The organism is Nocardia sp. CA-135953 (assembly GCF_050955735.1).
Lineage (GTDB): Bacteria > Actinomycetota > Actinomycetes > Mycobacteriales > Mycobacteriaceae > Nocardia.
Window position 1 is genome coordinate 3453499 of sequence record NZ_CP192082.1, and the last position, 24766, is coordinate 3478264.

Genomic DNA, 24766 nt, shown 5'->3' on the forward strand with positions numbered 1-24766 from the left:
CCTGGGGCACTGGCATCTCAACGGTCAGCAGGCTGATCGGGTGGGTATTCGCAGTGGTTGTGTCGAGGTGACGGTTTTCAGGCCTGCGGGGGTGTCGAAGGTTATCGGCTCGCCGGAGGTGAGGGTGAGCGTCGTGGTGTCCGGGGTGATGCGGACGGTGACGGTGCCGGCGCCCACCGAGAGTCCGCGGATGGTTATGCCGTGTGGGAATCCGTTGGGCAGCATGGGGTGCAGTCGCGGATTCGTATCGGTCCAGCGCAGACCGGTCGGGGCGTAAAGCAGTCCCTGCAGGAAACCCGCCGCGCCGGTAACGAAGATCCAGGCCGCCTGGCCGACTACGTTGGCGCCGGAACGGTCACCGCGGGCTTCGGAGTGGAAATTGTAGGGACCGCGTACGTATGGCTGCACCGATCGGTCCAGGTAGTACTGGGTACGGCAGGGATCGTATTCGGCGCTGAGGATCGCGCCGACGGCATTACTCATGTTCGGGCCGTCGGGGTCGGTCCGGTCGAAGTAGTAGTGCAGGGTGTCGACCGGCGAGTACCCAGGTGTGGCGTAGGAGAACGGGTAGCTGAGCAGGACGGTATCCGCCTGCTTGATCGGTGCGCCCGCGTATCCGAGGTATTCGGCGGGTACGCCGGGAGCGATGTCGGGTGGCATAGCCATGTTGGCAGCGATGTCGGCCCAGCGTGGGTCGACCGGCAGCCCCGCCGACCCGGCGGCCTGGGCAGCGATGCGCATCGTATTCATCACGCCGCCGTTGGTGAGAGCATTGTCGATAGTGACGGCGACGTACTCGTCGGCGCCGGCGGCGGGCACGTAATGGTATTTGCCGTCGGGCATTTTCGGGCCTACTCGGGCGGTGAGATAGTCGGCGATCGCGGTGATCACCGGGGCACCGCTGCTGTGCAGCCATTGCCGATCGCCGGTAGCGGTGTAGTACTGCCACTGTGCCAGGGCGATTTCGTTGTGCAGGTGTTCTTCGGTGAGCCCGCACACCCACGGTGAGGCGCACCGCTGGGCAGGGCCGTCGTTCCACGGATACAGCGCACCTGGGAGCCCGTAACCGCGCGCGTTGGCTCGCGCCGCCGGCAGGGCCTGGCTACGGAAGTCGACTATCGTGCGGGCCAGGTCCGGGTACAGCGCCAGCAGTGTCGGGAAGATCCAGGTGTCGGCATCCCAGAACGTTAAGCCACCGTAGTCGTCGGAAGACAGTCCCGCGGGCTGCACGGCCCACCGATCGCCTGCACGGACGCTGGCCAGCACCGAATACATGGCCGCGTGAATCCAATGGGTGTAGTCGTCGCGCCCGGCGATCTCGATCCCTTTCTGCCACAACTGGTCCCACGCGGCCGCATGCGCGCCGTATGCGGTGTTGTAACCCTCCGCACGGCCGGACTCGGCCGCGGTCGTGGCAGCGGCCTGCGGATCGGGACCGTAGTTGGTCGACGAGATCCCCACATACTTGGTGAAGGTGTAACTGCCACCCTCGGTCACCGGCGTGGTGTAGCGGATCCCGCAGGTGGCGGGCAGCGCTGCAGCCGCGGTGTGCGGTGGTGTATCGACGGCCGAAACCACGAACGCGGTGTCCGGCGAGCCGTCCGCGCGCACCCCTGCGACACTTTGCTTGCGAGCCGGATCGGCGAAGGCGGTGACCGGGGACGCCCGCCGCGTGGCAGCGGTGTCGATCAGATCGGTGACATCGAGATCTCCCGAGAAGTCCGGGGCGACGGTCAACCGCTGCACCGCCAGATCGGGTCGCGAGCGGGACACGAACGTGTCGTAACGCAGCCGTACCCGATGCTCGGGGTCCGGGGTCCAGGTGACTTGCGTTGTCGCCGTGGCGGTCCGGTAATCCAGCGTCTGCCTGTAGTCGTGTACGTCCGCCGGATCCACATCGGCTCGATATTGCTGACCGGCGACCCCGACGGTGAGCCCAGACCAGGCCGGTAACGCCGCGATCACCTGCGTGTACTGCGGCGAGGGACCCCCTTGAGCGTAGAAACCCGCCAGATACGTGCCGGTATACCGAGGCTGCTGCAACGGAAACGCGGTACGTGCCGTGTCACCGTAATCGTGATACCCGCCGCCGCTGGGAGGTAGCATCGTGCCGATCCGCCCATTGCCCAGATATGGGGCGGCTCGAAAATCGTTCGGCGCGAACGTATCCGAAGTGGCCGACCACTCCGCATCCGCGCCGTCGTTCGCGCCTCCCGTACCGGGCACCAGCGTCACCGGGACTACCACACCGGCCAGTACGACCAACACCATCCACAGCCACCCACCCCGCGCCCGCACGGCGCTCCCGATCCAGGTCACGCCGCCCATCCTCAGAACCGGGCACGCGTCGGTCAACACGACACGCACAACTAGGTGTCGTGCGTCAACCTCTTGCCAGGATTTGGCTGCTCACGCGGTTGACGCCACGGTCGGCCCGGTCATCCGAGGATTGTGTTCTCTACCTTCACTTTTCGATGGCGGCGCGATGCCTGGCTGGTCCTACGGGCTCGGCCTTCAGCCGGTTTCGAGTGTGTTGCCGGGTCGATGCCGCGAGAGGGCGGCTGTCCGACTATTAGAATCACGATGTGCAGCGCGCTGCAGTGACCGATCCTTCGCGTGTCGTGGTTCTCGGGTCCGGGTTCGCGGGTCTGTGGGCGGCGCTCGCGGCAGCCCGGCGGCTCGACGAGCTCGGTGTGGCGGTCGGAACCGTCGATATCACGATGATCAGTTCCACGCCGTACCACGACATCCGCGTGCGCGACTATGAGACCGACCTGAGCACTTCCCGCATCCCACTGAGCGATCTTCTCGATCCGGTCGGAATCGAGCATATCCTCGGCGAAGTGACGGCGATCGACGCGTCGGCACGGGTCGTGGAATCCACCGCGGGCGCTCACCGCTACGACCGGCTCGTGCTCGCGGTGGGCAGCCAGGTGGTCAAGCCCGATATCCCTGGCCTGCGGGAGTTCGGTTTCGACATCGACACCCATGACGCGGCGACCAGACTGCAAGCCCACCTGTGCCGACTTGCCGAGGGCCCCGCTGACCCGGCGGCCGCGACAGTAGTCGTCGTCGGGGCAGGTTTGACGGGGATCGAAGAGGCGACTGGGCTGCCCGCGATGCTCGCGGCCGCCTTTACGACGCGTGCTGCCGCACCGCGGGTCATCCTGATCGACCGCAACCCGCTCGTCGGCTCGGACATGGGTGCATCGGCGCGGCCGGTCATCGAGGCGGCGCTGGCCTCCAGCGGGATCGAGACCAAGTTGGGTGTCGGGGTGGTCGCGATCGATGAGCGTGGGCTGACGCTGTCCTCGGGTGAAGTGGTGCCCGCCGCCACCGTCGTCTGGTGTGCCGGCATGCGGGCCAACCCGCTGACCGCGGATTTCGGGGTCGACCGTGACCGGCTGGGTCGACTTCCCGTCGACGATTATCTGCGGGTCCGCGGTGTGCCCGGGGTATTCGCCGCCGGTGACGTCGCCGCGGCAAAAATGGACGACGAGCATATGTCGGTGATGTCCTGCCAGCACAGCCGCCCGATGGGCCGTTGGGTCGGCTACAACGTCATCGGCGATCTTCTGGGCAAGCCCGTGATGCCGTTGCGGATCCCTTGGTATGTAACGGTTCTCGATCTGGGACCGGCAGGCGCGGTGTACACCGAGGGCTGGGATCGCCACGTGGTCGCGTCCGGCGAGGAGGCTAAAGACACCAAGCGTGCCATCAACACCCGGCGCATCTATCCTCCGTTGAGCCGCGACCGCGACGCATTACTGGCCGCCGCCGCGCCCGAACTGCAGGCCGCGCCCGAGCACGGACCCGAGTCCACCCAATGACTACCAACGATCTCGGTGGTGACGGGTATCTCCGAAATGAGTTGAAGGCAAACCGGTTTGTTCCTCAGCGGTCGCCCAAGACCTCGATGGCGGCCCGGAGTTTGGTGGCGGCCTCCGCCGCGATCGGTTCCATTCTCCCGATCCATACCCGCCATCGACTGCCACAACCCGGGTGGCAGCAGCCGCCCGCCCAGCTCGGACAGCAAGCTGGCCTGCGCGGGTGCCAGCGGCTCGACAGCGGGCCCCGATTTTCGGACGGGCCTCTGGTCACAGGGTTACCGGCCGTTTATCCGGCCATGCTCGGGGCAACCGGGAGACGACACGTCGTCTACCCCGGAGGAGTCGCCATGGTTGATGTACCTGCCACCGTCGTGCGAAGCGCATTCGCGGCCGGCGCCCGGCTCCGGCACGCGCGGGTCTTCCATCCCAACGGGGTGTACCTGTCGGGCCGGTTGCACGCCGAATACGAATTCGAGCACCTGTTCGGCAGCGGTGAACGAGCTGTCATCGCTCGCCTGTCCAAGGGCACCGGCCTGCCCGGACCGGTGCCGGACGTGCTTGGCTTCGCGTTCCGCGTGCTCGATCGCGACGACAACCCGTGGGACTTCGCGCTCGCGACCACGGGCCGCAGCACCCTCGGCCGGTTCGTGTTCACCGTCGCGACCGGCTGGTCGCGTGCCAGGTACGGCGGTCTCATGCCGTACCGCTTCGGCGATTCGATGCCGACCTGGGTGTTCGCCGAACCCGATGCGGCGCAACCGAAAACGGCGTCCATCGACGTACTCGAGGAGTACCTGCTCGCACACGAAGTGCACTTCGACCTGGTCGGCAGCCCCATCACGGGCCCGACCCGCAAACTCGCCGGGATCACCCTGCGCTCGGCTCAGGGTGCCGAACACCGGACCGACTACTTCGACCCGATGCTCAACCACCCCGCCGAAGTAGCGATGGTCCCGAAGGCGGTGCGGCAACTGCGCGAGTTCGCCTACGCGGGTAGCCGCCAGGGGCGTGGCGAGGCGGATTGACCGGCGTCAGTGGTGATCACCTCGTCGAGATCCGCGACCACATCATCCGCCCGCCCCGCGCAGCAGTCTGTCGATCTCGAACGGCGCCAAACGGGTAAGCTCTCCGAGCTGATCACAGTCGGCTCAGACCCCTCCACCGGAGGATTTCACCCCACCATCGGTCTCTGGTGGAGTGAATCCTACTGTGGTAGCCGATTCATGGAGGATTTCCGCTATAGCGGTGCGCTGGAATGACCGAGCTCGCCATGATCGCTACGTTGGCGAGCATGCGCACCGATGGAGACTCCTGGGACATCAATACCAGCGTGGGATCTACGGCGTTGTTCGTCGCGGCGGCTCGCGCGCTTGGCGGCCGCGCGGCCGACGCGCTGGCGGAAGACCCGTTCGCCGAGCTTTTCGTGCGGGCCGCGGGCGGCGAGTGGGCCGAGCTGCTCGATGGTCGAGTGCCCGCCCATCCGTTGCTGACCGCTGAGTTCGGCATTCAGTTCCAGCAGCACCAGGTCGCCCGCACCCGGTACTTCGACGATTACGCACACGCGGCCGCGGCCGCGGGCATCCGGCAGGTGGTCATCCTCGCGGCCGGCCTCGACGCCCGCGCGTACCGGTTGCCGTGGCCCGACGGCACAGTCGTCTACGAGCTGGACCGGCCGCAGGTACTGGATTTCAAGCGCGAAACTCTCGACCACGCTGGTCGAGAACCGATCGCCGAGCGCCACGAGGTGCCGGTGGACCTGCGTGAAGATTGGCCGAAAGCGTTGTGCGACAGCGGCTTCGATCCTGCCCTGCCGACAGCGTGGCTGGTGGAGGGTCTGCTGATCTATCTGTCGTCGGCTGCGCAGGATCAGCTGTTCGACGCCATCGTCTCGCTCAGCGCGCCCGGCAGCCGGGTCGCGATCGAGCAGATGGATCCGCTGCCCGCGGCGGCCGTCGCCGAGATGGCCGAGCACGATGACGCGGGCGCGGACTGGGTGCGGTTGATCTACAACGACCCCAGCGGTGAGGTCACCGAGTGGTTCACCGACCGCGGTTGGACCGGCGAGCGCGTCTACCTCACCGACTACATCCGCGGCATCGGCCGCACGCCCGCCGCCGATCGGTCATCGATCAGCCTGGCCACCGTCGTACGGCCCTGAGCTGGCTTATCGGCCGACCATTGCGCGCCACCGGACCGTCAGCGTCCGGGTTTCACCGACCGCAAGCGACCGAGTTACGCGAACCCGGATCCGATCGAGGAACGGTATCGGTTGTGCGACGGATCGGTGGAGATCCTGGTCGTCGGTGCCACGGCGCGCGCGTAACTACCGCATGCTGACGGACAGAGGTCGGCCCAGCACCCCAGAGAAGGGAGATGCACGGTGGCATTGGGACGTCGTCGGTTGCTGATCGGTTTCGGTGGTGCGGGTGGCCTCGCCCTGGCCGGATGCGGGTGGCTGCGAGAACCCGCGCCGCCACCCAAAGTCGCCACAATCGGATTCGATCCCCCGCCTGGCACCCGCGATGTCGATGCGCGCAGCCTCGGCACGATCACCGTCACGGACGGGACGCTGCGGTCGGTCGAATGGATCGATGAAACGGGCAGATCACTGCCGGGCGCATCGGCACCAGATCTTCGAACCTGGACCAGTGCCGAGCCACTCGGCTACGGACACACCTACACGGTGAAAGCCGTGGCTCACGGCGAATCCGGCGACGTCACCGCGACGACAACCTGCGCCACGGTGCGACCGCAACAGCTCGTCGACGTCTCTCTGCGCTCCGCCAATCTCGTCGATCTGGCCGAAAACGACACCTACGGAGTAGGTTTCGTGCTCGTCGCCCATTTCGACGAATCTGTCGATCGGGCAGCCGTGGAACGTCACCTGAAGGTCACCACCGAGCCCGCCGTCGCCGGCGCCTGGTACTGGCTCGACGATCAGAACGCGCACTGGCGGCCGGAGCACTATCACGCACCGGGAACCAGGATCACGATCGCGGCCGAACTGTTCGGCGTCGCGCTCGGCGAGGGCCGCTACGGCCTGCGCAATCAACGGGTTTCGGTGATCGTCGGGCCCGCGCACGTCGCGATCGCCGACGACGACACCAAACTGATCGAGGTCTTCGACAACGGAAACCTGGTGCGCACCATGCCCACATCGATGGGCAAGGGCGGTACCACCGTCGTCGGTGGCAGAGCCATGTCGTTCTGGACCCGCCCGGGCATCTACACCGTGCTGGACCGAAATGACCCGGTGATCATGGACTCCGCCAGTTACGGCCTGCCCGCCAGCTCCGGCGGCTATCGCACCAGCATCAACCATGCGGTGCGCATCAGCCACGACGGAATCTTCGTGCACGAATTGGCCGCAACCATGTGGGCCCAAGGCAACACCAACGTCTCACACGGCTGCCTCAACATCTCCCCTGACGACGCCGCATGGTTCTACGACTTCGTCATCCCCGGCGACGTAGTCGAGGTCCGCAACACCGGCGGCGACCCCCTCGACATCTGGCAGAACGGCGACTGGAGCATGTCCTGGTCCGACTGGCTTCTCGGCAGCGCCCACACATGACACGAACGAGAAAAGAGGGCTATCCCCCGCGGACCTGTCGTGACCTTTACAGGGGCGTCGCCGCGGGGTGGACCGGACTCCATCGGTGGAACCCACCCGAAGCCGATTCGAGCCGCCACCACGCCAACCGCTCGGCGAGTTCGGGTAACCAACTGGCCGGCGCATCGCAGAGATCGTGTCGTGCGCGTGCAGCCGCGGCGTGCAGAACGTCAGCGGCGACAGCGGGAAAGTCGTGTCGGAGGTGCTCGATCGCATCGGCGACAACGATGTCGTGTGTGGCTCTATCCGATCTCACCGATGTCATCTCGTACCCTTCGTACCGGCTCGTTCGTGGATGACTTTGTCGGCCGACAGTATTTGCTTCGATCGTGGCGGGCCAGGGCCACTGGTCCCACTCTCGTGGGCCGATAGGCACCGATGGCCCCCACCATCCGGTCCGACACCGTCACAATCGTGAACGAGACGATAGATCAGAACGAGACAACTTGCTGCAACACGCTGCTCAGCAGAAATCAGGATCTACGGTGGAGTCATGACCGCCTTGGAGTATCAGCATCTGCTGGTCGCGCGGGATGGCGACACGGTGCGCATCACCATGAACCGGCCCGAGCGACGCAATGCGCTGTCAGGCGAGCATCTGGCCGAACTGCTCGCCTGCTTCCGGGCCGCCGGCGAGACCGACGCCACCGGGATAGTGCTCGGAGCGCACGGTCCGGTGTTCTCCGCGGGACATGATTTCGCCGACGTGGCCGGACGCGACCTGCTCGGCGTGCGGGAACTGCTCACACTGTGCACCGAGCTCATGTCGACCATCGAGTCGGTGCCGCAGGTGGTGATCGCCCGGGTGCACGGTCTGGCCACGGCCGCCGGCTGCCAGCTGGTGGCCTCATGCGATCTGGCCGTCGCCGCCGAATCGGCCGGGTTCGCGCTCCCCGGCGGCAAGGGCGGCTGGTTCTGCCATACCCCCGCGGTGCCGGTGGCGCGCGCTGTCGGCCGTAAACGCCTGATGGAACTGGCTCTCACCGGCGATCCGATCGATGCCCGCACCGCCGAACAATGGGGCTTGATCAACCGCGCGGTGCCAGACGCCGAACTGGATACCGCCGTCGAAGAGTTGCTCGCCCGCGCCACCCGGGGCAGCCGGGCCAGCAAGGCACTCGGCAAACGCACTCTCTACAGCCAACTCGACCGCCCCGAAGCAGATGCCTATGCCCTCGCGCTGGAAGTCATGGCCGCCGCCGCCCAACTTCCCGGCGCCCGCGAAGGGATGGCGGCCTTCCTGGCGAAGCGCCCGCCCGTCTGGCGCGATTAGCGGGCGGGAGGGGCTGCCGGAGTCGATAGGGGTTGGTTCGATGTCCAGAATCGACGAGTGTGCGAGCCGAGTGGCCGCAGCCGCCCTGCGGTCGGGACGGACAGTGGCGGTCGCGGAGTCGTTGACCTGCGGGCAGTTGTCGTCGGCGTTGGGTGCTGCCCCGGACTCGGCACAGTGGTTGCGGGGTGCGGTGGTTGCCTACAGTGCGGATGTCAAACGGCAGGTGCTGGGCGTTCCCGAGGTTCCTGTGGTGTCGGAGACCGCGGCCCGAGCCATGGCGGTCGGCGCGCGGACACTACTCGGCGCGGACGTGGCTGTGGCGGTGACCGGAGTGGGCGGCCCCGATCCCCAGGACGGTGAACCGGCTGGATCGGTCTGGCTGGCGGTCCACGCCGAGGACGGGACTCGGGCACGGCATGAGCTCTTCGATGGCGACCCCGAAGACGTGCTGGGGCGAACGGTTGAAGTCGCGCTCGACATGGTGTGCGAGGCGATAGGCGAAACCCCGAGCTGACCGCTACCGATATCTACGCGGCAGACGGGTAGCCCATCGATATCCACCGCCGAGCGAAGGAGCGACAGTGACCCGATTCGGATACACACTGATGACCGAGCAGAGCGGCCCACGCGAACTCGTCCGCTATGCGGTCGCCGCCGAGAAGGCGGGATTCGACTTCCTGGTCAGCAGCGACCACTACGCGCCGTGGCTCGAGGAGCAGGGACACGCACCGAATGCCTGGACCACTCTCGGGGCCGTCGCACAGGCGACACGGCGCATCCCGTTGATGACCTACGTGACGTGCCCGACCATGCGCTACCACCCGGCGATTGTGGCGCAGCAGGCGGCGACGTTGCAGATCCTGGCAGAAGGACGGTTCACTCTCGGGCTCGGAAGCGGCGAGAGCCTGAACGAGCACGTCATCGGGGCGGGCTGGCCGGGCCTCGAGGAACGGCTGGAGCGACTCGCGGAGGCCATCGGCATCATTCGTGACTTGCACGCGGGCGGGACGGTCAGCCGACTCGGCCGGTGGTATCGAGTCGACGCCGCAAAGGTCTGGGACCTGCCGGATCAGCCGGTACCGATCGCGGTCGCGGTATCCGGACCACGATCGGTGCAGCGACTGGCCCCTCTGGCCGACGAAATGGTCAGCACAAGTCCCGACGCCGAACTTGTTCGGTCCTGGCATCGCATCCGCGCGAACGACTCCGCCGCAGCCCGGTCGCGCGTGACCGGACAACTGCCGATCAGCTGGGATACCAACCGCGACAAGGCAATTCAGCGCGCCCATGAACAGTTCCGGTGGTCGGCGGGCGGCTGGGATGTCAACTCGAACCTGCCGACGCCGGCGAGTTTCGCGGCCGCGACGCAGTTCGTGCGTCCGCAAGACGTCGCCGAGACGATCCAGTGCGGCCCCGATCTCGACGCCATCGCGGCGGCGGTGCGGCCCTACCAGGATGCCGGCTTCACCGACATCGCCGTCGTCGAGATCGGCGACGAGCAGCAGGACCGGTTCCTCGCCGAGGCCGCCGAACCGCTACTGGCGAAACTGCGTGCGGCCGATACCGGTTAGGCCGTCCACACTGGTTGCCGTCTTCTCGAGCGGTTGCGGCAATTGTACGGGTTGACCGGAGCCGAAGCCCGCGTCGCGGCGGCGGCATTACGCGGCGAAGGCCTGCGGTCGATCGCGGAAGAACTGGCGGTTTCGGCGAATACCGTGCGCACGCATCTGCGACGCGTCTTCGAGAAGACCGGCACGCATCGACAGGCCGAACCGGTTCGGGTACTGACGGGCTGTGTTTTCCGGAACCGGTCAGTTCGTCGAACACCGCGAGGATTAGGCCGCGCCGGTGGACCGACCGACCGTGTGCAGGTGACGCAGCGCTTGGCCGTATGAGCCCAGAAGGCTGGTGTGACAATAGGGAACACCGATTTCAGCGCAGAATGCGGCGACCATCGGTTGGGCCCGGCGCAGGTTGGGCCGGGGCATGGACGGGAAAAGATGGTGTTCGATCTGGTAGTTCAGGCCACCGAGGGCGGCATCGGTCAGCCACCCGCCACGGACATTGCGGGACGTGAGCACTTGACGGCGCAGGAAGTCGGTTGAACCGGGCGTCGGCAGTACCGCCATCCCCTTGTGGTTGGGTGCGAAGGTGCACCCCATGTAGAACCCGAACAGGCCTTGCTGCACGGCGATGAAGACAAGTGCCTTAGCCGGAGACAGCACGAGGAACACCGCGGACAGATACAAGGCCACGTGGGCGCCCAGCAGCACGGCCTCCCGGCCCCAGTACGGCGTCGACCGCCGCACCAGGGCTCGAACACTGGCGGTGTGCAGGCTGCCCGCCTCCAGGAACAGCATCGGGAAGAACAGCCATCCCTGGTAACGGAATATCAGCCGCCGGATGCCACGGCCGGCCCGCGCCCGCACACTGGAATGCGCGAGCACGCCCATGATGTCGGGGTCGGCGCCCTCGGTGTTGGGGTTCGCGTGGTGCCGATTGTGATTGCCGACCCACCAGCCGATGCTCAACCCGATGCCGAGATTTCCGCAGATCATGCCGAACAGTTGGTTGGCCCGCCGGGTGCGAAAGATCTGCTGATGCCCGGCATCATGGCCGAGGAAAGCGAACTGAGCGAAGATCACTGCCAGAAACATCGCAGTGCCCAGCTGCCACCACGAGTCGCCGATGAGAACGAACGCCGTCCATCCCGCGGCCAGCGCCGCCACCGTGACCGCGATCCGCCAGCCGTAGTACCGCAGCTGCCGGTTCAGTAGTCCTGCTTGTCGCACTCGGCGAGACAGCCTGGCATAGTCGCTGCCCCGGTCCGCCATCCGGTCGGGCTCGACACGCGGGTCGGTCTCGGTCAGTGTCACGCGTTGGGCCCCTATCGATATATCACCGGCTGCGAAGGTTGTCCGCAAACCTACCGGTGTCAACCGAACAACACCCGCACACAACCCGAACGCTCGGGGTCGATATCGTGGTCAGACTCCGGAACGGATCATACCTTTCGTGCGCATCAGGAATTCGGCGAGGTAGCTGTCGTGGGGTACGCCCGGACGCAGCCAGGTGGTCGGGTTGTCGCCGAGGTACAGGTTGGTGATGGTCGGCTCGTCGAGGAGCGCTTCGATCAACTGCCGTCGCTGCGTCATCGCGGTCAATACCAGTGAGTTCTTCAGCGGCGCAACGCCATCCGATGCCGACCAGGGGCCGACCCAGACGCAAGGGAACGGGAGTTCGACATCGAGTTGTGCTGCGGCGCTGTCCGCGACGAGGTGTACCGAGGGGCGCAGGACCGCGCCACCGGTATCGAGTTCGTCGACGATGGTGTCGCCGCCGAGGATCGGGTGCGCGTCGCCCGCCACCTTGTGCAGGTAGGCGTCGATCGCCACCACGGCATCGGTGGGCTGCACGGTCAGGATCGCGGCCGGATCGTCGGCGGGCAAGCTCGGAATCCGGTCGAGCACTTCGGCCAGCGCTCGAGCCAGGGGTGCCGGGTCGCCTTCGACGAGCACCGCGGTCGTGCACGTGCATGCGGTGCCGCCGAGGTGGCTCACCGAGTCGGCGATCAACTCGACATGGTCGCGCCAATCCACGTCCGAGGTGACCAGGATCTTGGATCGTCCGGGGCCCTGAGTCAGCACTCGCGGGTTGGTGCCGTACTTGTCGACCACATCGTCCCCGCCGTAGACGATAGCGAAGTCCGCTTCGGCCAAGATGACGTCGGCGGCCGCGTAGTCGGTCGGAAGCAACGTGACGACGTCCGGTGGGAACCCGGCCGCACGCAAGGCGCTGACCAAACGAAAGGCCGTGAACGGTTCACGGGTGGATGGTCGTACCGCGACCTTGTATCCGAGCGTGAGAGCCTCGGGCCAAAGTCCGTGTACCGCAGGCGTATTGCCCGCAGCGTGCACGGCGAACAGGTCTCCTTTGCGAGTCCAGACGGCCGAGCCCGCACTGGTCTGTTCATCGTGCCAGTCGCGCACGGCTCCTCTGGGCATGGCGAGTTCGACGGTTGCGGGCTGCTCGCGCAGCACGTCGGCGACCCAGTGCACTGCCTGATGCACGACGGCCAGCGGCACACCGGAGGTGACCGAGACCAGGCGTGTGTAATCGACAAGGTCCAGACCGTCGATGACGCCGTGCAGGAAGAGGTCGGCGGCGCGCAGCAGTGCCCGCGAGCGCTCGGTTGCGGGCATGATCGGTGCTCTGCGCATTGCCGCCATGGTGCGCCGCACGTAGAGGGGCGGGACCTGACTGATCTCACCGATCTGGTCGCCGGACACGGTGGTCAGCGGCTTGCGGGCGTGTGCGCGGTAGGGGCCGTCCGGGCCGAGCGCGTCGATCTGGATGAACTCGCTCATCAGTACACTCCCTCGATGACCTCGACGTCGTCGAAAGTTCGTACCGGTCCGACGTCGGCGACCGAACAACCGAGTGTGTCCGCGGGCGGCTCGACCTTCAATGCGATGTCGCGTTCCAGGTTGTTCGGCAGTAGTGCATATTTGGTGAGATGGTTCATCACGACCTGTCCGCGCTCGCCGTAGTTCACTTCGGCGCCGGTTGCCGCGTCGACGACACGGAACGCGATGTAGGGGCTGGGTGTGTCGAATACCGCCAGCCCGTCCGGCCGATCCTCGTCACGTTCGCGCGACATGCCCAGGATTGTGGTACTGCCGTAGAGACCTTTGAGTGGAATGCCGGGAAAGATGTCGTGGCGGAACATATTCCGGGAATCGGCGTCCATGTGGGCACCGCTCCAGCAGATGAACCGGATCTTCTCGCGTACGAGGTCGACCAATTCATCACGCTGCGCGATCCGTTCGAGGATCGGCGGTGTGGTGATGAGGATGCCGATCGATTGCGTCGCCAGCAGGTGGGCTGCCTGGTCGACGATGTGATCGGCGTAGCGTTCGGTGCCGGCCGTGTCGCCCCGGCCGATCATCTGCTTGATCCACCGTGGGTCGAGATCGACAGTGAACTTCACACCGTTGTGCCTGCGTGCCCGGCGCTCGGCGAACTCTCCGAACATATGCGGCCCACTCGGCGTCACCGCGAGCACATTCGCAGCGCCGATTCCGGTGTAGTGGTGCTCGTCCCAGCGCAGCGCGAAGTCCATCCACCGGTCGAACATCACGAAACGCTTCGGATCGCCCGTGGTGCCGCCACTTTCGTAGATCCCGGCGATGACTCGATCCGCACCGGTCAGCCCGCGCGGAATCATATCCTCGACGGGCACCTCGCGGAATTCGTTGACGACGTTGGGAAAAAGGCTCAGATCGGTGAATGTCCGCACATCGGAGAGCGGATCGAAATCGAGTGTCTTCGCACGCCGCAGCCAGAACGGGCTGGCCGTATCTTCGTTGAAATGCCAATGCATGAGGGCGCGGATATAGTCGTCCGGGTTGCTTGCCGCGAGTTCGCGGCGGGAGAGGTCCAAAATTTCAGGGAGCACTTAGCGGCCTCCAGATAACGCCCCGAATCGGGGCAATTCGCTCGAATGGGGCAATCTTCCCGCGCCTGACCGCGGTCAAACCGGCGACCGACCCGGTTCGATCCCCCGATCGAAACCGCCTGTCGGGCTTGCGGGAACCACTACGGATACCGCAGGAGCGACCGCGTGCGCCCCTAGCAGCATTCGCAGTCGGGGCTGCGGGGCTGGCGGGCGTCAATGCTGAATTGAGTTGTGGGACTGCAGGTGTCGCCGTGCCAGGCGTTGACGCCTTCCTTGACCGCGATGGATGACGAGGGCTGCGATGGGGTCGGCCCATGACCAGCCGAACAGGCTGTTGAGCAGCAACCCGACGAGCAGAACCGCCGAAAGGTAGGTGCAGAGCAAGGTCTGTTTCGAGCCTGCGACGGCGGAGGCGGAGCCGAGTTCGCGCCCCGCGCGGCACTGAGCCAAGGACAGCACCGGCATGACTACCGAACTTGTTGCGGCCAAACCGATTCCGATCGGGGAATGCTGGGTTTCGCCGATACCGAGCAGGCCGCGAACGGAGTCGGCGGTGACATACAGCGCGAGGCGAAGAAGGACAGCGCGATCATCCGCAGTGCGGTCTTCTCCCGCTTGTGCGGGTCGCGACCGGCGACTTGCCAAGCGAGCGGCGCGGCCAAGGACACCTCGATCACCGAGTCCAGGCCGAATCCGATCAGCGCGGTCGCGGAGACACGGGTGCCCTCGGTGAGGGCGATGCCCGCCTCGATCACGTTGTAGGAGATGGTCGCGGCGACGAACCAGCGGATGCGCCGCGACAGCACCGTTTTCCGCTGCGACGAACCCGAGAACACCGCCGACGGAACAGACGGCATGCCCAACGACTGCGACCGGTGCGCAGGCATGTATTCACAAGAGGCTGAACTGTTGTCTGCCGTGTCGCCAGCCGGTCGCGGGCGACGCGCACATGCCGAACCGATGGTGTCCGTGAACGCCCAATCGCCGAATCTGTCGAACTGGAGACAGTCCAGGGCGTGAGAAGTTCCGCCTGACCAGCCATTAACAGGATAGTTATCTTCTAAATGTTCTCGTTCCGGCTGATTTGTCGGATAGCCAGCGGTAAGCTGTGCTCGACGCCTTTCAGCGGTACCACAGGAGGTGTCCTGTCCGGTTCGGTCGATGGCGCAGCTGTCGGCCAGCCGGAATACGCACTCCGGTCGGGGGTAAATTGTGCGCGCTTCACCGAGCAACGAATCGGGTCACAGCAGCCGATTCGGCAGGTGACACATTCACAAGCGAATCCAGCGGCTCGGCAGCGTGGCCGAGCACGCGGACCTCACAAAGCTCGGTCCTGGCCGACATCACCGAATCCAGTGGCCCACGTCTGACAGACCGCGGGCACACATCAGCCCAACAGGGCTATTGCGGAGATGTCGAGAACAATTCCTCGATTCAGCATTTAGTTGGAGGATGCAAAATGTCCAAGAAAATAAAGACCGCTGCCGCGACGGTTATGGCCTTGCCCCTGCTCGTCCTCGCAGCTCCCGCAGCTTCTGCCGACTCGACTTCCGCAGCCACTCCGGCCGGCGGAGGATCTGTCGCAATATGCTTCCCTCTGGGTAGTGTCGTCTGGTGCATCTGATACCACTTCAGGCTTCCGGTGCGTCGCGCACGACGCACCGGAAGCCGATGTGGCAGGTAGCGGTGTCCTCGGTCTGACCCTGTCGGGCAGCGGGCCGGTATCTCAGGCAGTAGTCGGCCGCGCACAGATATGATCCGCCCTTGATGACGCGGCGTGGAAAACGTTGCGGCGCTGTTGGTTCGGGGGTGGCCACGCGTGGGTTGCGTGGAGCACAGCAGGTCGGTGTGGGATGCTGAGCGTGGAAGTAGTCCACGGTCCACTCCCACACGTTGCCGGTCATATCGTGCAGGCCGTAGCCGTTCGGTGAATAGGTGCCGACTTTCGTGGTGCCGGGTGTCCCGGCCTGCCCTCGCCCAGGGTGGAATTGCCACGGAAACGCGCCGCCCCAGATGTTGGCCATACGACGGCCGGTGGGTTCGAACTCGTCTCCCCAGGCGTAGGGGGCCCCATCCAGTCCGCCGCGGGCGGCGTACTCCCATTCGGCCTCGGTCGGCAGCTGTTTGCCGACCCAGGCCGCGTATGCCGCCGCATCCTCGTAAGCGACCTGGGTGACCGGGTGGCGGTCGAGTCCGTCGAGTGTGCTGCCGGGTCCGCGCGGATGGCGCCAGCACGCACCCGGCACATACCGCCACCATCGGCGCCAGTTGTCCAATGGCACCGGTCCCCCGGTGGGCCGGAATACCAGTGCGCCCGGAATCAGGTTCTCCGGCTCCGCATCCGGATAGTCCTCGGCTGCGGGACTACGTTCGGCGACGGTGACGTATCCGGTCTGCTTCACGAAGCCTCGGAACGCGGCGTTGGTCACCGGGTGCGGGTCGATCCAGAACTCATCGACCTGCACCCGGTGCACCGGACGCTCCTCGGGGAAGAAGTCCGGCGATCCCATAGCGAAGCTGCCGCCGGATATCCGGACCATGCCTCGCCGGATATCGTCACCGATCGAGGTCACCGGACCCTGCCTCAATCGCGCGAAAATGCCGCGGCCGCCGCCATTTCCAGATCCTGGTAGGGCTTTCCGCTCACGTCCTCGATGACCTGGTGCATGGTTCCCCCGGTGAACGGGAACGGTGAGCGGTAGCTCGCGGATACGGACTGGCCGCTGTCGCGGCCGACGCGGATTCCTTCTCCGACGCCGGAGAAGACGATGGGCTGGGTCCGCATGTCCTCCAGGGAGCCGACCGGGTTCTCATCGATGTACAGGACGGCCTCACCGGTGGGTGTGAAGTTGTCGGGGCGGGTGCCGCGGCGTTCGTACCGGATCCCGAGGATGTGGTCGCCCAGCGGTACCGTCCGATCCGAGACGATGGTCTGCTCTTCCTCACCGAGGAAGTTGTAGGTGTAATAGAGGTGGCCGTCCTTGACGTACAGGGTGTGTCCACCGAGTCGCCCGCCGTGGGCGAACAGCACCCCCTCGGCATCGGCACTGTCGATCGTCGCCTCCGCGAGCAGCGCGAACGAGCGTCCCTGAATCTCCAGCGCCGCACCGGGTCCCACCTCCGCGACGTCCGGATAGTAGACGGCACTGTCTCGCTGCGAGCCGTAAGTCGGGCGTTGGCGGGTCATCATGGAGACGACGTCGAGATCATTGAGCGGCATGCCGTTGTACTTCTCGGCCTCCGAGAACCACAGCGCCTTCATCTCCTCCAGCTTCTCGGGATGGACCTCGGCCAGGTCGTGCATCTGGCTGCGGTCCTGCTCGATATGGAACAGTTCCCAGCGGTCTTGGTCGAAATGCCCCCAGCCGGACGGGCATGCCGCGTGAATAGTGTCGGCGAACCACCCGCGATGCCAGATTCCGCGCGTTCCGAGCATCGAGTAGAACTGCGTGTGCTTGCCGACGTCCGCGTTCGCGTCATCGAACAGCGCACGGAAACTGATCCCTTCCAATGGACGCTGCTGCACGTTCTTGACCGTGTCCGGAGGTGTGATGTCGAGCAGGTCGTAGACGGTCGGGGTGATATCGCAGACGTTGAGGTACTGGTGGCGCACCTCGCCGCGGGCGGCCACCCCGGCGGGCCACGCCATGAGGCACGGGTCGGCGATGCCGCCTTCGTGCGAGGCATATCGCTTGTACAGCTTGTACGGGGTGTTGAACGCCATCGCCCAGCCGATGCTGTAGTGGCTGTAGGTGGTGGGCGAACCCAGCTCGTCGAGCTTGGCCAGACTGTCCTCGACCGTGTCGATGTAGCCGTTGAAGAACTTCATCTCGTTGGCGGTGCCGTTCGGGCCGCCCTCGCCGCTCGCACCGTTATCCGAAAAGGCGACGATGATGGTGTTGTCCAGTTGGCCGCTTTCTTCGAGATAGTCCAGCAGTCGGCCGATCTGGGCGTCGGTATAGGACAGGAACCCGGCGAAAACCTCCGCCTGTCGTCGGAACAGCCGTTTCTCGGCGTCAGACAGCGAATCCCACGCTCGCACCGTGTCCAGCATCGGCCACGGCTTGCCGTCGGCACTGGTGACATTCGCATACGGGTTCATCGACGACAGCTCGGTGTTCTCCGGCACCAGCCTCATGCGCTTCTGGTTCTCCAGCACGATCTCGCGATACTTCTCATAGCCCATGTCGAACCGGCCGCGGTACTTGTCGGCCCATTCCCGTGGCACGTGGTGCGGCGCATGCCCGGCCCCTGGGCACAGGTAGGTGAACCAGGGCTTGTCGGGGGCGACCACCTTCGAGTCGCGGATGAACTCGATCGCCTTGTCGGCCAGATCCTTCGACAGGTGATATCCGTCTTCCGGTGGGTACGGCTGTGAGATCGGGTGATTGTCGTACACCAGATTCGGATACCACTGGTCGGCCTCGCCGCCGAGGAAACCGTAGAACCGCTCGAACCCACGCCCCAGCGGCCAATGCCGCTTGGACGCGGCCAGATTCTCCTCTTCCAGTGGTGTCATATGCCATTTGCCGACCGCGTAGGTGTTCCACCCGCGCTCGGCGAGAACCTCCGAGCACAGCGCGGTTTCGGCCGGGATCCGACCACACATACTCGGGAAACCATCGGTGAATTCTTCGATGGTCGCCATACCGACCGAGGTCGCATTCCGGCCGGTCATCAGGGAGGCACGAGTCGGCGAGCACAGGGCGGTGGTGTGGAACTGTGTGAACTGCACACCGAGATCGGCGATGCGCTTCATGTTCGGCATCTCGACCAGACCGCCGTAGCAGTCCCAGGTTCCGATCCCGATGTCGTCCCACACCAGGTACAGCACATTCGGCGCGCCCCGTGGGGCCGTCGGCTCCGCGTAAGGGCCCCAATCGGGGACCGAGTCACGGATATCCAGCGCGACCTCCCCCTCGAACTTCCTGGCCATCATCCACCTCCGGTGCGAGAGCTGTTGGTTTGCCATTCGTCCTGTTTTCCGGGCTGCGGACCTCATGCCGAGTTCACGCGCGAACGCCGATCGGTGCGGCTGTCGTGTTGGGATGTGCCCTCCCAGCTCCGGCGATACCGCCGGAGACGGGCTCGGATATTCGATTCGACGTGTACTGGTCGTGCTCTCCCGGACATGATGTCGGGAAGTTCGCTGATCAACGCCTTCCGTACAGAGAGTACGGCGGCCTACCGCGATGTGTCACGAGTTCGGCGGCAGAGGCGGCCGAGTTCGGAAGAGGTTGCGTTCGTGCGTAATCACCAGCGGAGTCCAGCCGATGACCGCAAACCCATAGCGCTAGCGGCGCGGCCAGGTGCGGGCGACCGCGGCCCGGGGTATGGCGAGGTGCGCGATTCACGCAGGGGCATGTCGCCCGGATCAAGGGCTCTTCTGAAACGCGGATCTTGCGGCGATCACGGCTCGACTGCGCAGGACGGCGGATTCTTCGCCTGCCGATTGCGCCTCCCGTTCGCTGTCGGGTTCTGGTGCACGCTGCAGCAGCCGACTGTGCGGCCGAGGCGATTGAGCAGAAGTCCCGAGTAATCGAGGTCGAGAAAACTGTCGGTCGTGAAATGCGCCTGATAGCAACCCAGGTGGTGGTTGCGGCGGGATTACAGACCCTGCGAAATACGCCACGCGACATCCAGTTTGCCGACGGACTGGATCGACTGGTGGCGTCGCTGCGCTGACTCGGCCAGCGCAGTGCGGGTATCTCCAGGTGAGGCTCAGTCGACGCCGAGGGCGACTTCGGTTGATTTGATGAGAACGGTGACTCGGGAGCCGTCGCTGAGCTCGAGGTCGTCGGCGGCGTCGCGCGTGATGGAGGACGTGATTTCGTCGCCGCCGGCCAGCCGGACGCGCACGACGGCCATCGCTTCGCCGCGGGTGACCGAGACGACCGTTCCATCGAGTTGGTTACGTGTGGATAGTCGCATGTCAGTGATCCTACGCAGTCCCGGCGCCGATTCATCGGATGTTCGTCCACGCCGTAAGGCGTTGGTTAGCCCGCGCAAATGCCGCTGGTCGTGCCTATGCGCATTCTGCGCCGAGGTGGCAAATTCGACTGGGGTGTCGAGTGCGGCGCGGAGGCCGACGGTATTCGGAATGCTCATTGTCGCCGCGCCCTTCGTGCTGGCGATTCTCGACACCGTCAGGTTCTAGCCTCAGGTGGTGCCCGCGCTCATGCCGCCGGAGATGGTGATCGCTTCGCCGTTGAAGTGGCGTCCGGATTCGCCGACCAGAAGCAGGATGGCTTGGGAAACCTCTTGTGGCACAATCAGATCGCCATTCGGCGGACCGGCGGCGAACATCGCCTCGACATCCTCGAGGGTGGGATTCTCGATATCGGGCACCATCGCCGAATACATTGCCGGGTTCATGATCATATCGGTGCGCACACCTGCCGGTAGTACCGCGTTGACGGTGATGCCGTGCGGAATTACTTCGTGGGCAAGTGATTTCACCAAACCGATGACACCCCATTTCGCCGCCGCGTAGTGGCCGGAATTCGTCGCTCCCATGCGGCCGACAATGGACGAGGTGGCAACGATTCTGCCCCACCGGCGTTCGATCATATGTGGCAAGACCGCGCGGAAACTGTGGAAGACGCCGGTGAGATTGACATCGATCATGTCCTGCCACATCTGCTCGTCCATATCGGCGACCGCCGCGCCCGAGGCGATACCCGCGTTGGCGAGCAGGATGTCGATCCGTCCGAACTCGGCGATGGCTCGTTCGGCCAACCCGTCCATCGCCGAGCGGCTCCGCACATCGGCCTGCACCGCGACGCAATGCCGCCCGGTCTCCTCGACGAGCTTGACGGTCTGGGCGAGATCGTCTTCGGAACTCAGCGGATACGGCACGCTGCCGATAGGTTCGCTGATATCGCACAGCACGATATCGGCGCCTTCGGCCGCCAAAGTGACCGCATGCGAACGCCCTTGACCGCGAGCGCCGCCGGTGATCACCGCGACCCTGCCCTCCAACTGACCCACGCCCATCCCCTTTCGACTGGTCAGCCCATGCTGTCACGACCCGTATCATCCGTGCATTCGAAATAGGAGTTGCAACAGCCACGCGCCACACCGCGAGGATCAGCTCGCGGACCACCCCGACCAGCGGGTGACATCGATGGCGAGCACCGGACCGGGTGGCGGCTGGGTGCGGTACACGGGATAACGTGCGGTCAGCAGGTCCAGGGCCTGCTGGGCTTCGGCGTCGTCGAGGATTCGTGCGGTGCCGTCGGCCCTGGCCCACCACAGGTGCGTCCAGTCGTCGGTGTAGCGGTCGGCGAGTACGGCTACGGCCGGGTTCGCGGCGATATTCGCCAAGCGGCGTAAGGCGGTTGTCGTCTTGGGCTTCGCATCGACAGCGGTGTAGATGGTGTCATCGGTGACCGCGAATACGATCGGCACGATGTGTGGACGCAGGTCGTTGGATACGGTGGCGAGTCGGGCTACCGGTTCTGCCACGAACCGTTCCCGCGCCACTTTCGCATTCAGTCGCACCGCACCTCCGCATTACGATCGGCAACGGCCCCATTCTCGCCTGATCGGTGACTCTAGACGCGGACGAACAACGGCCGCGCGGGGTCCACGGGTATCGGTATGGCAGGACCGATTCCGAACAGGATGAAGACCGCGGGCTCAGGACTGTCGCGCAAAGTGCCGTCGTAGTGTGGCCTACCCGCTGTGCGCGTGGCGAATTCGCCCGGGTACATGGGCAGGGTGGTAGTCAGGTCGATGGTGGGTCCCGCGCCGACGGTCCAGATGCCGGAGAGCATGACCGCGTGGCGGTCGAAGGTGTAGGCATGCGGGGCGCTCATCCAGCCGGGGTACCAGCGGGCATAGCTCGCGTAGAAGCCGGGGGCTCGATAGGAACCGAGCACGTCGGCGGTTTCGAAGCTCTGCGGTGGTGCGCCGGGAGCAGGCTGCCAGTTCAGGTCGGCCATGCCGTGAATCGTGGTGCCCGGACCCGCGGACCGGTCTTGGACGGCCGGGAATTCGGCGGTCGACGGCTCCGCCGCGTCACCGTTCGAGCCCTTCCAGACCACGGGCAGCGCCAGCCCCAGTGCGGGCAGCGCCAGCGCGATTCTCCGGCGCATTTCGCGCGTCGTTTCGTCTTCGTCGTCGACCAGGTATCGGTTGTCTTCCACGCGCATGACCTCCTGGACGTCATCGCAGCAGGGCAAACCGAATTCTTGACGCATCATACGGTGGTGTGCCGATCACTTGCTGGATATCCGGCAAGATCAACTCGACCGGCCCCGCTCATCGCATGGGCTGCGATTGGTCCGCACGCTGTTCGACCGTACGATGCGAATTGATCCCGTCATTCGAGTTACGAAGGGGCGTCATCGATGCCGACCGACCAGCTCGTCCAGAAATTCCGGGCCGTCGATACGACGGCGATCTGCGATGCCGATAAGTCGATTCGAGTGCTGGACAGCGCCATTCGCCTGCGCTCGGCCGAACCGCGGATTCTCGGCCCCGCCTTCACCGTGCGCTGCCGGGGCGACTTCCTCGCCGTGCTGCGCGCCGTCGAGACCGCCGCGCCTGGCGACGTCATTGTCGTCGATGGCGCTGGTGCCGAAATCGCGCTGGCAGGAGAACTATTCGCCCGCGGCGCGCTGGTTCGCCATCTCGGCGGCATCGTCATCGACGGCGGGTATCGCGATATCGCCTATGTCCGAGGGTGTGCGCTGCCGGTGTACAGTCGCTTCGTCACGCCCATGGCGGGCACCACCGCACAGCTCGGTGAGCTGCAGATACCGGTGATCTGTGGTGGTGTCGAGGTATCCCCGGGTGACCTGATCCTCGCAGACGAGGAGGGCGTCATCGTTGTCGAACCCGACCGCATCGACTGGCTCCTCGATGCGGCGGCAGCGGTCAAAGACGCGGAGGCCGAACTGGTCGCTCTGCTCGATGCCGGGTCCACACTCAGCGAAGGTCTCAACCTCACCGAGCACACCGCAGCCCTGAATCGCGGTGAACCCTCGACCTTGCGGTTTCTGTCCTGATCCTGAAACACCTTGCACTGCAGGTAGATTCAGTGTTGACTGCGGCGCATGATCCGGCGCCACCAACGGGGTTCGGCAGGCGCGGGCCGAGGACTCGACACGCTCGACTCGGGCCGAGTCACTCGACGTGTGGCTGCACGGTCGGCCCGCCACTGCGTGACGACCTCCTCGGTATTCAGCGGTCCGACCGGCACAAACGGCCCGTGCGGCATTCGCAACCACTCGACGATGCGCTCGTTCAGCTCCGATACCGTTTTGCGGACCTCGCGTTCGGAGGTCATATACCGCACCGTTTCCGGAAGTTCCTCGATATCGCGGCGCAATATGAGGGACGGGGGCAGTAGGCCGTCGCCACGCACGCCCTCGCGGCGCAGGTAGTTCTGCAACCACCAGTTCTCGTCGTCGACGGAGTTCGGGATCGGTTTGCCTGTGCCACGGAGGTTCTCGAATTCGCCGCGTTCGGTGGCCTCGCGGACCTGTTTGTCGATCCACGATTCGAAGGTGACGCCGAGGGGTTTGCGCTCGGTCATGGCAACAGCTTCGACGGAACGTCCATAACTCCAGTCTACGGACGGTAAAGATATTCCCATGACCAGCCATGTCCTCGCGATCGATCTCGGCAAGACCGGATGTCGCGGTTCGCTGCGTATCGATGGAGGACAGGTGGGATATGCGGAAGCGCCCGGTGCGCCGGGGCTGGCGGACAGTGCGGGTGTCGATGCGGCTGAGCGAGCGATCCGCGGTGATCGATCAGATCGCGGCGCTACCGACAACGTTCACGCTCTCGGTGGGCGCGGCGGGCGCCGCATCGGCACCGGACGCGGCTGCGGCACTCGCCCGGAGGCTGGCCGAGATCCCCGGCGCGGACGCGGTCGCGGTGACTTCCGACGCCGTCTCCGCACATGCCGGGGCGCTGGGAGGATCGCCGGGAGTGGTGCTGGCCATCGGGACCGGAGCCGTTGCGACGGCCGTCGACGAAGCGGGCCGGTTCATTCGGGTCGACGGCTGGGGGCCGCAACTCGGCGATGAGGGCAGTGGTGGCTGGATCGGCCTCGAAGGTCTGCGTGCCGCACTGCGTGCCCATGACGGCCGCGGGCCACGCACCATCCTGACCGAGAAGGTCCGCGAACACTACGGCATCGAACTGGACGCACTGCCGAAATACCTTGGCGAACACGATAATCCAGCTCTTGTCGCCGCCGAATTCGCGCCCGTTGTTGCCGCTGCCGTCGACGATACCGCGGCCGCGATCATGGTGGCCGCCGCACGTGCGCTCGCCCGCACCGTCTTTGCCGTGATCGAACGATCCGGAATTCGCCCACCGGTCCCCTATGTCATCACCGGCGGCCTGGCCAAGCTCGGCGCACCACTCCTCGAGCCGCTCGACAACCAGATCGTGCACGCGATCGACGGTCGCGATCCGCTCGGCGACCCGATCGACGGTGCCGCGCTACTCGCCCTCGACCCGACTACCGTGCTCGAAGCGCTGGTCACTCGAATCTCTGGCATTTATTGACAGAGTCGTCGTTGAATCTGACACTTAGTTGCATTCACTCCATCGCGTCACCGGGGAGCTGC

Annotated in this window: 21 protein-coding genes and 2 pseudogenes; 10 read left to right on the forward strand and 13 right to left on the reverse strand. The window is 65.4% G+C overall.

The window, feature by feature from the left end; all coding sequences use genetic code 11:
- Window positions 1-24 precede the first annotated feature (24 nt).
- Entirely contained in the window at window positions 25-2319 is a 2295-nt protein-coding gene (locus ACQPXH_RS15890) for a hypothetical protein (RefSeq protein ID WP_433603092.1), read from the reverse strand.
- 281 nt (window positions 2320-2600) lie between these two features.
- Between ACQPXH_RS15890 and ACQPXH_RS15895 the strand changes: the two genes are divergently transcribed.
- The 8 genes from ACQPXH_RS15895 (at window position 2601) to ACQPXH_RS15930 (ending at window position 10611) form a co-directional block, all read left to right on the forward strand.
- Window positions 2601-3830 carry an NAD(P)/FAD-dependent oxidoreductase gene (locus ACQPXH_RS15895; protein ID WP_433603476.1) on the forward strand — a complete coding sequence of 410 codons (1230 nt, stop codon included), beginning with the start codon at window positions 2601-2603 and terminating at the stop codon, window positions 3828-3830.
- A gap of 347 nt (window positions 3831-4177) precedes the next feature.
- Window positions 4178-4855, forward strand: a complete 678-nt coding sequence (locus ACQPXH_RS15900) for a phosphodiesterase (RefSeq protein WP_433603093.1) — start codon at window positions 4178-4180, stop codon at window positions 4853-4855.
- 266 nt (window positions 4856-5121) lie between these two features.
- On the forward strand, window positions 5122-5988 hold the full coding sequence (locus tag ACQPXH_RS15905) for an SAM-dependent methyltransferase (protein ID WP_433603094.1): 867 nt from the start codon (window positions 5122-5124) through the stop codon (window positions 5986-5988).
- A 222-nt stretch (window positions 5989-6210) separates the two neighbouring features.
- Entirely contained in the window at window positions 6211-7404 is a 1194-nt protein-coding gene (locus ACQPXH_RS15910) for an Ig-like domain-containing protein (RefSeq protein WP_433603095.1), read from the forward strand.
- A gap of 532 nt (window positions 7405-7936) precedes the next feature.
- Window positions 7937-8716 carry an enoyl-CoA hydratase-related protein gene (locus tag ACQPXH_RS15915; protein ID WP_433603096.1) on the forward strand — a complete coding sequence of 260 codons (780 nt, stop codon included), beginning with the start codon at window positions 7937-7939 and terminating at the stop codon, window positions 8714-8716.
- Window positions 8717-8756: 40 nt separating this feature from the next.
- Window positions 8757-9230 (forward strand): CinA family protein, encoded by a 474-nt coding sequence (locus tag ACQPXH_RS15920; protein ID WP_433603097.1) that lies wholly within the window; start codon window positions 8757-8759, stop codon window positions 9228-9230.
- A gap of 67 nt (window positions 9231-9297) precedes the next feature.
- A complete protein-coding gene (locus ACQPXH_RS15925; RefSeq protein WP_433603098.1) occupies window positions 9298-10287 on the forward strand; it encodes a TIGR03557 family F420-dependent LLM class oxidoreductase in 990 nt (329 codons plus the stop codon).
- 51 nt (window positions 10288-10338) lie between these two features.
- A complete protein-coding gene (locus ACQPXH_RS15930; RefSeq protein WP_433603099.1) occupies window positions 10339-10611 on the forward strand; it encodes a LuxR C-terminal-related transcriptional regulator in 273 nt (90 codons plus the stop codon).
- Here the strand turns inward: ACQPXH_RS15930 and ACQPXH_RS15935 are convergent.
- From ACQPXH_RS15935 to ACQPXH_RS15985, 11 genes and pseudogenes are all read right to left on the reverse strand, one after another.
- Window positions 10552-11592: a fatty acid desaturase family protein gene (locus ACQPXH_RS15935; RefSeq protein ID WP_433603100.1), complete on the reverse strand. Its 1041-nt coding sequence runs from the start codon at window positions 11590-11592 to the stop codon at window positions 10552-10554. The two genes, ACQPXH_RS15930 and ACQPXH_RS15935, sit on opposite strands and share 60 nt — an antisense overlap.
- A 111-nt stretch (window positions 11593-11703) precedes the next feature.
- Window positions 11704-13083 carry an aldehyde dehydrogenase family protein gene (locus ACQPXH_RS15940; RefSeq protein WP_433603101.1) on the reverse strand — a complete coding sequence of 460 codons (1380 nt, stop codon included), beginning with the start codon at window positions 13081-13083 and terminating at the stop codon, window positions 11704-11706.
- Entirely contained in the window at window positions 13083-14174 is a 1092-nt protein-coding gene (locus ACQPXH_RS15945; RefSeq protein ID WP_433603102.1) for a phenazine antibiotic biosynthesis protein, read from the reverse strand. Before ACQPXH_RS15945 ends, ACQPXH_RS15940 begins: the two co-directional genes overlap by 1 nt.
- 173 nt (window positions 14175-14347) lie before the next feature.
- Window positions 14348-15031: pseudogene (locus ACQPXH_RS15950) on the reverse strand (cation transporter).
- A gap of 774 nt (window positions 15032-15805) precedes the next feature.
- Window positions 15806-16714, reverse strand: a complete 909-nt coding sequence (locus tag ACQPXH_RS15955; protein ID WP_433603477.1) for a formylglycine-generating enzyme family protein — start codon at window positions 16712-16714, stop codon at window positions 15806-15808.
- A gap of 44 nt (window positions 16715-16758) precedes the next feature.
- Window positions 16759-19110, reverse strand: coding sequence for a sulfatase-like hydrolase/transferase (locus ACQPXH_RS15960; RefSeq protein WP_433603478.1), 2352 nt, complete (start codon window positions 19108-19110; stop codon window positions 16759-16761).
- Between the two features lie 539 nt (window positions 19111-19649).
- Window positions 19650-19766: pseudogene (locus ACQPXH_RS15965) on the reverse strand (FAD-dependent monooxygenase); the annotation flags it as partial.
- Between the two features lie 129 nt (window positions 19767-19895).
- Window positions 19896-20105: a TOBE domain-containing protein gene (locus ACQPXH_RS15970; RefSeq protein WP_040690806.1), complete on the reverse strand. Its 210-nt coding sequence runs from the start codon at window positions 20103-20105 to the stop codon at window positions 19896-19898.
- 228 nt (window positions 20106-20333) lie between these two features.
- Complete coding sequence (locus tag ACQPXH_RS15975) at window positions 20334-21170, reverse strand: mycofactocin-coupled SDR family oxidoreductase (RefSeq protein ID WP_433603103.1); 837 nt, start codon at window positions 21168-21170, stop codon at window positions 20334-20336.
- 93 nt (window positions 21171-21263) lie between these two features.
- Complete coding sequence (locus tag ACQPXH_RS15980) at window positions 21264-21671, reverse strand: TIGR03668 family PPOX class F420-dependent oxidoreductase (protein WP_433603479.1); 408 nt, start codon at window positions 21669-21671, stop codon at window positions 21264-21266.
- A 59-nt stretch (window positions 21672-21730) separates the two neighbouring features.
- A complete protein-coding gene (locus ACQPXH_RS15985) occupies window positions 21731-22324 on the reverse strand; it encodes a hypothetical protein (RefSeq protein ID WP_433603104.1) in 594 nt (197 codons plus the stop codon).
- 204 nt (window positions 22325-22528) lie between these two features.
- On the opposite strand from ACQPXH_RS15985, the gene ACQPXH_RS15990 reads away from it, so the two are divergent.
- Window positions 22529-23188, forward strand: a complete 660-nt coding sequence (locus ACQPXH_RS15990) for an RraA family protein (RefSeq protein ID WP_433603105.1) — start codon at window positions 22529-22531, stop codon at window positions 23186-23188.
- A 29-nt stretch (window positions 23189-23217) separates the two neighbouring features.
- On the opposite strand, the gene ACQPXH_RS15995 is transcribed toward ACQPXH_RS15990, so the two are convergent.
- The gene (locus tag ACQPXH_RS15995; protein ID WP_433603106.1) at window positions 23218-23718 is read right to left on the reverse strand and encodes a DUF1992 domain-containing protein; all 501 of its coding nucleotides are present in this window, start codon (window positions 23716-23718) and stop codon (window positions 23218-23220) included.
- 140 nt (window positions 23719-23858) lie between these two features.
- On the opposite strand from ACQPXH_RS15995, the gene ACQPXH_RS16000 reads away from it, so the two are divergent.
- On the forward strand, window positions 23859-24704 hold the full coding sequence (locus tag ACQPXH_RS16000) for an N-acetylglucosamine kinase (RefSeq protein WP_433603107.1): 846 nt from the start codon (window positions 23859-23861) through the stop codon (window positions 24702-24704).
- Window positions 24705-24766 lie beyond the last annotated feature (62 nt).

Bases quoted from the DNA above. Each gene is read 5' to 3' on its own strand.
- ACQPXH_RS15975 (WP_433603103.1), bottom strand. From the start codon at position 21,170: ATGGGCGTGGGTCAGTTGGAGGGCAGGGTCGCGGTGATCACCGGCGGC.
- ACQPXH_RS15915 (WP_433603096.1), top strand. From the start codon at position 7,937: ATGACCGCCTTGGAGTATCAGCATCTGCTGGTCGCGCGGGATGGCGAC.
- ACQPXH_RS15920 (WP_433603097.1), top strand. From the start codon at position 8,757: ATGTCCAGAATCGACGAGTGTGCGAGCCGAGTGGCCGCAGCCGCCCTG.
- ACQPXH_RS15900 (WP_433603093.1), top strand. From the start codon at position 4,178: ATGGTTGATGTACCTGCCACCGTCGTGCGAAGCGCATTCGCGGCCGGC.
- ACQPXH_RS15970 (WP_040690806.1), bottom strand. From the start codon at position 20,105: ATGCGACTATCCACACGTAACCAACTCGATGGAACGGTCGTCTCGGTC.
- ACQPXH_RS15940 (WP_433603101.1), bottom strand. From the start codon at position 13,083: ATGAGCGAGTTCATCCAGATCGACGCGCTCGGCCCGGACGGCCCCTAC.
- ACQPXH_RS16000 (WP_433603107.1), top strand. From the start codon at position 23,859: ATGCGGAAGCGCCCGGTGCGCCGGGGCTGGCGGACAGTGCGGGTGTCG.
- ACQPXH_RS15960 (WP_433603478.1), bottom strand. From the start codon at position 19,110: ATGGCCAGGAAGTTCGAGGGGGAGGTCGCGCTGGATATCCGTGACTCG.
- ACQPXH_RS15955 (WP_433603477.1), bottom strand. From the start codon at position 16,714: ATGGTCCGGATATCCGGCGGCAGCTTCGCTATGGGATCGCCGGACTTC.
- ACQPXH_RS15905 (WP_433603094.1), top strand. From the start codon at position 5,122: ATGCGCACCGATGGAGACTCCTGGGACATCAATACCAGCGTGGGATCT.
- ACQPXH_RS15990 (WP_433603105.1), top strand. From the start codon at position 22,529: ATGCCGACCGACCAGCTCGTCCAGAAATTCCGGGCCGTCGATACGACG.
- ACQPXH_RS15995 (WP_433603106.1), bottom strand. From the start codon at position 23,718: ATGACCGAGCGCAAACCCCTCGGCGTCACCTTCGAATCGTGGATCGAC.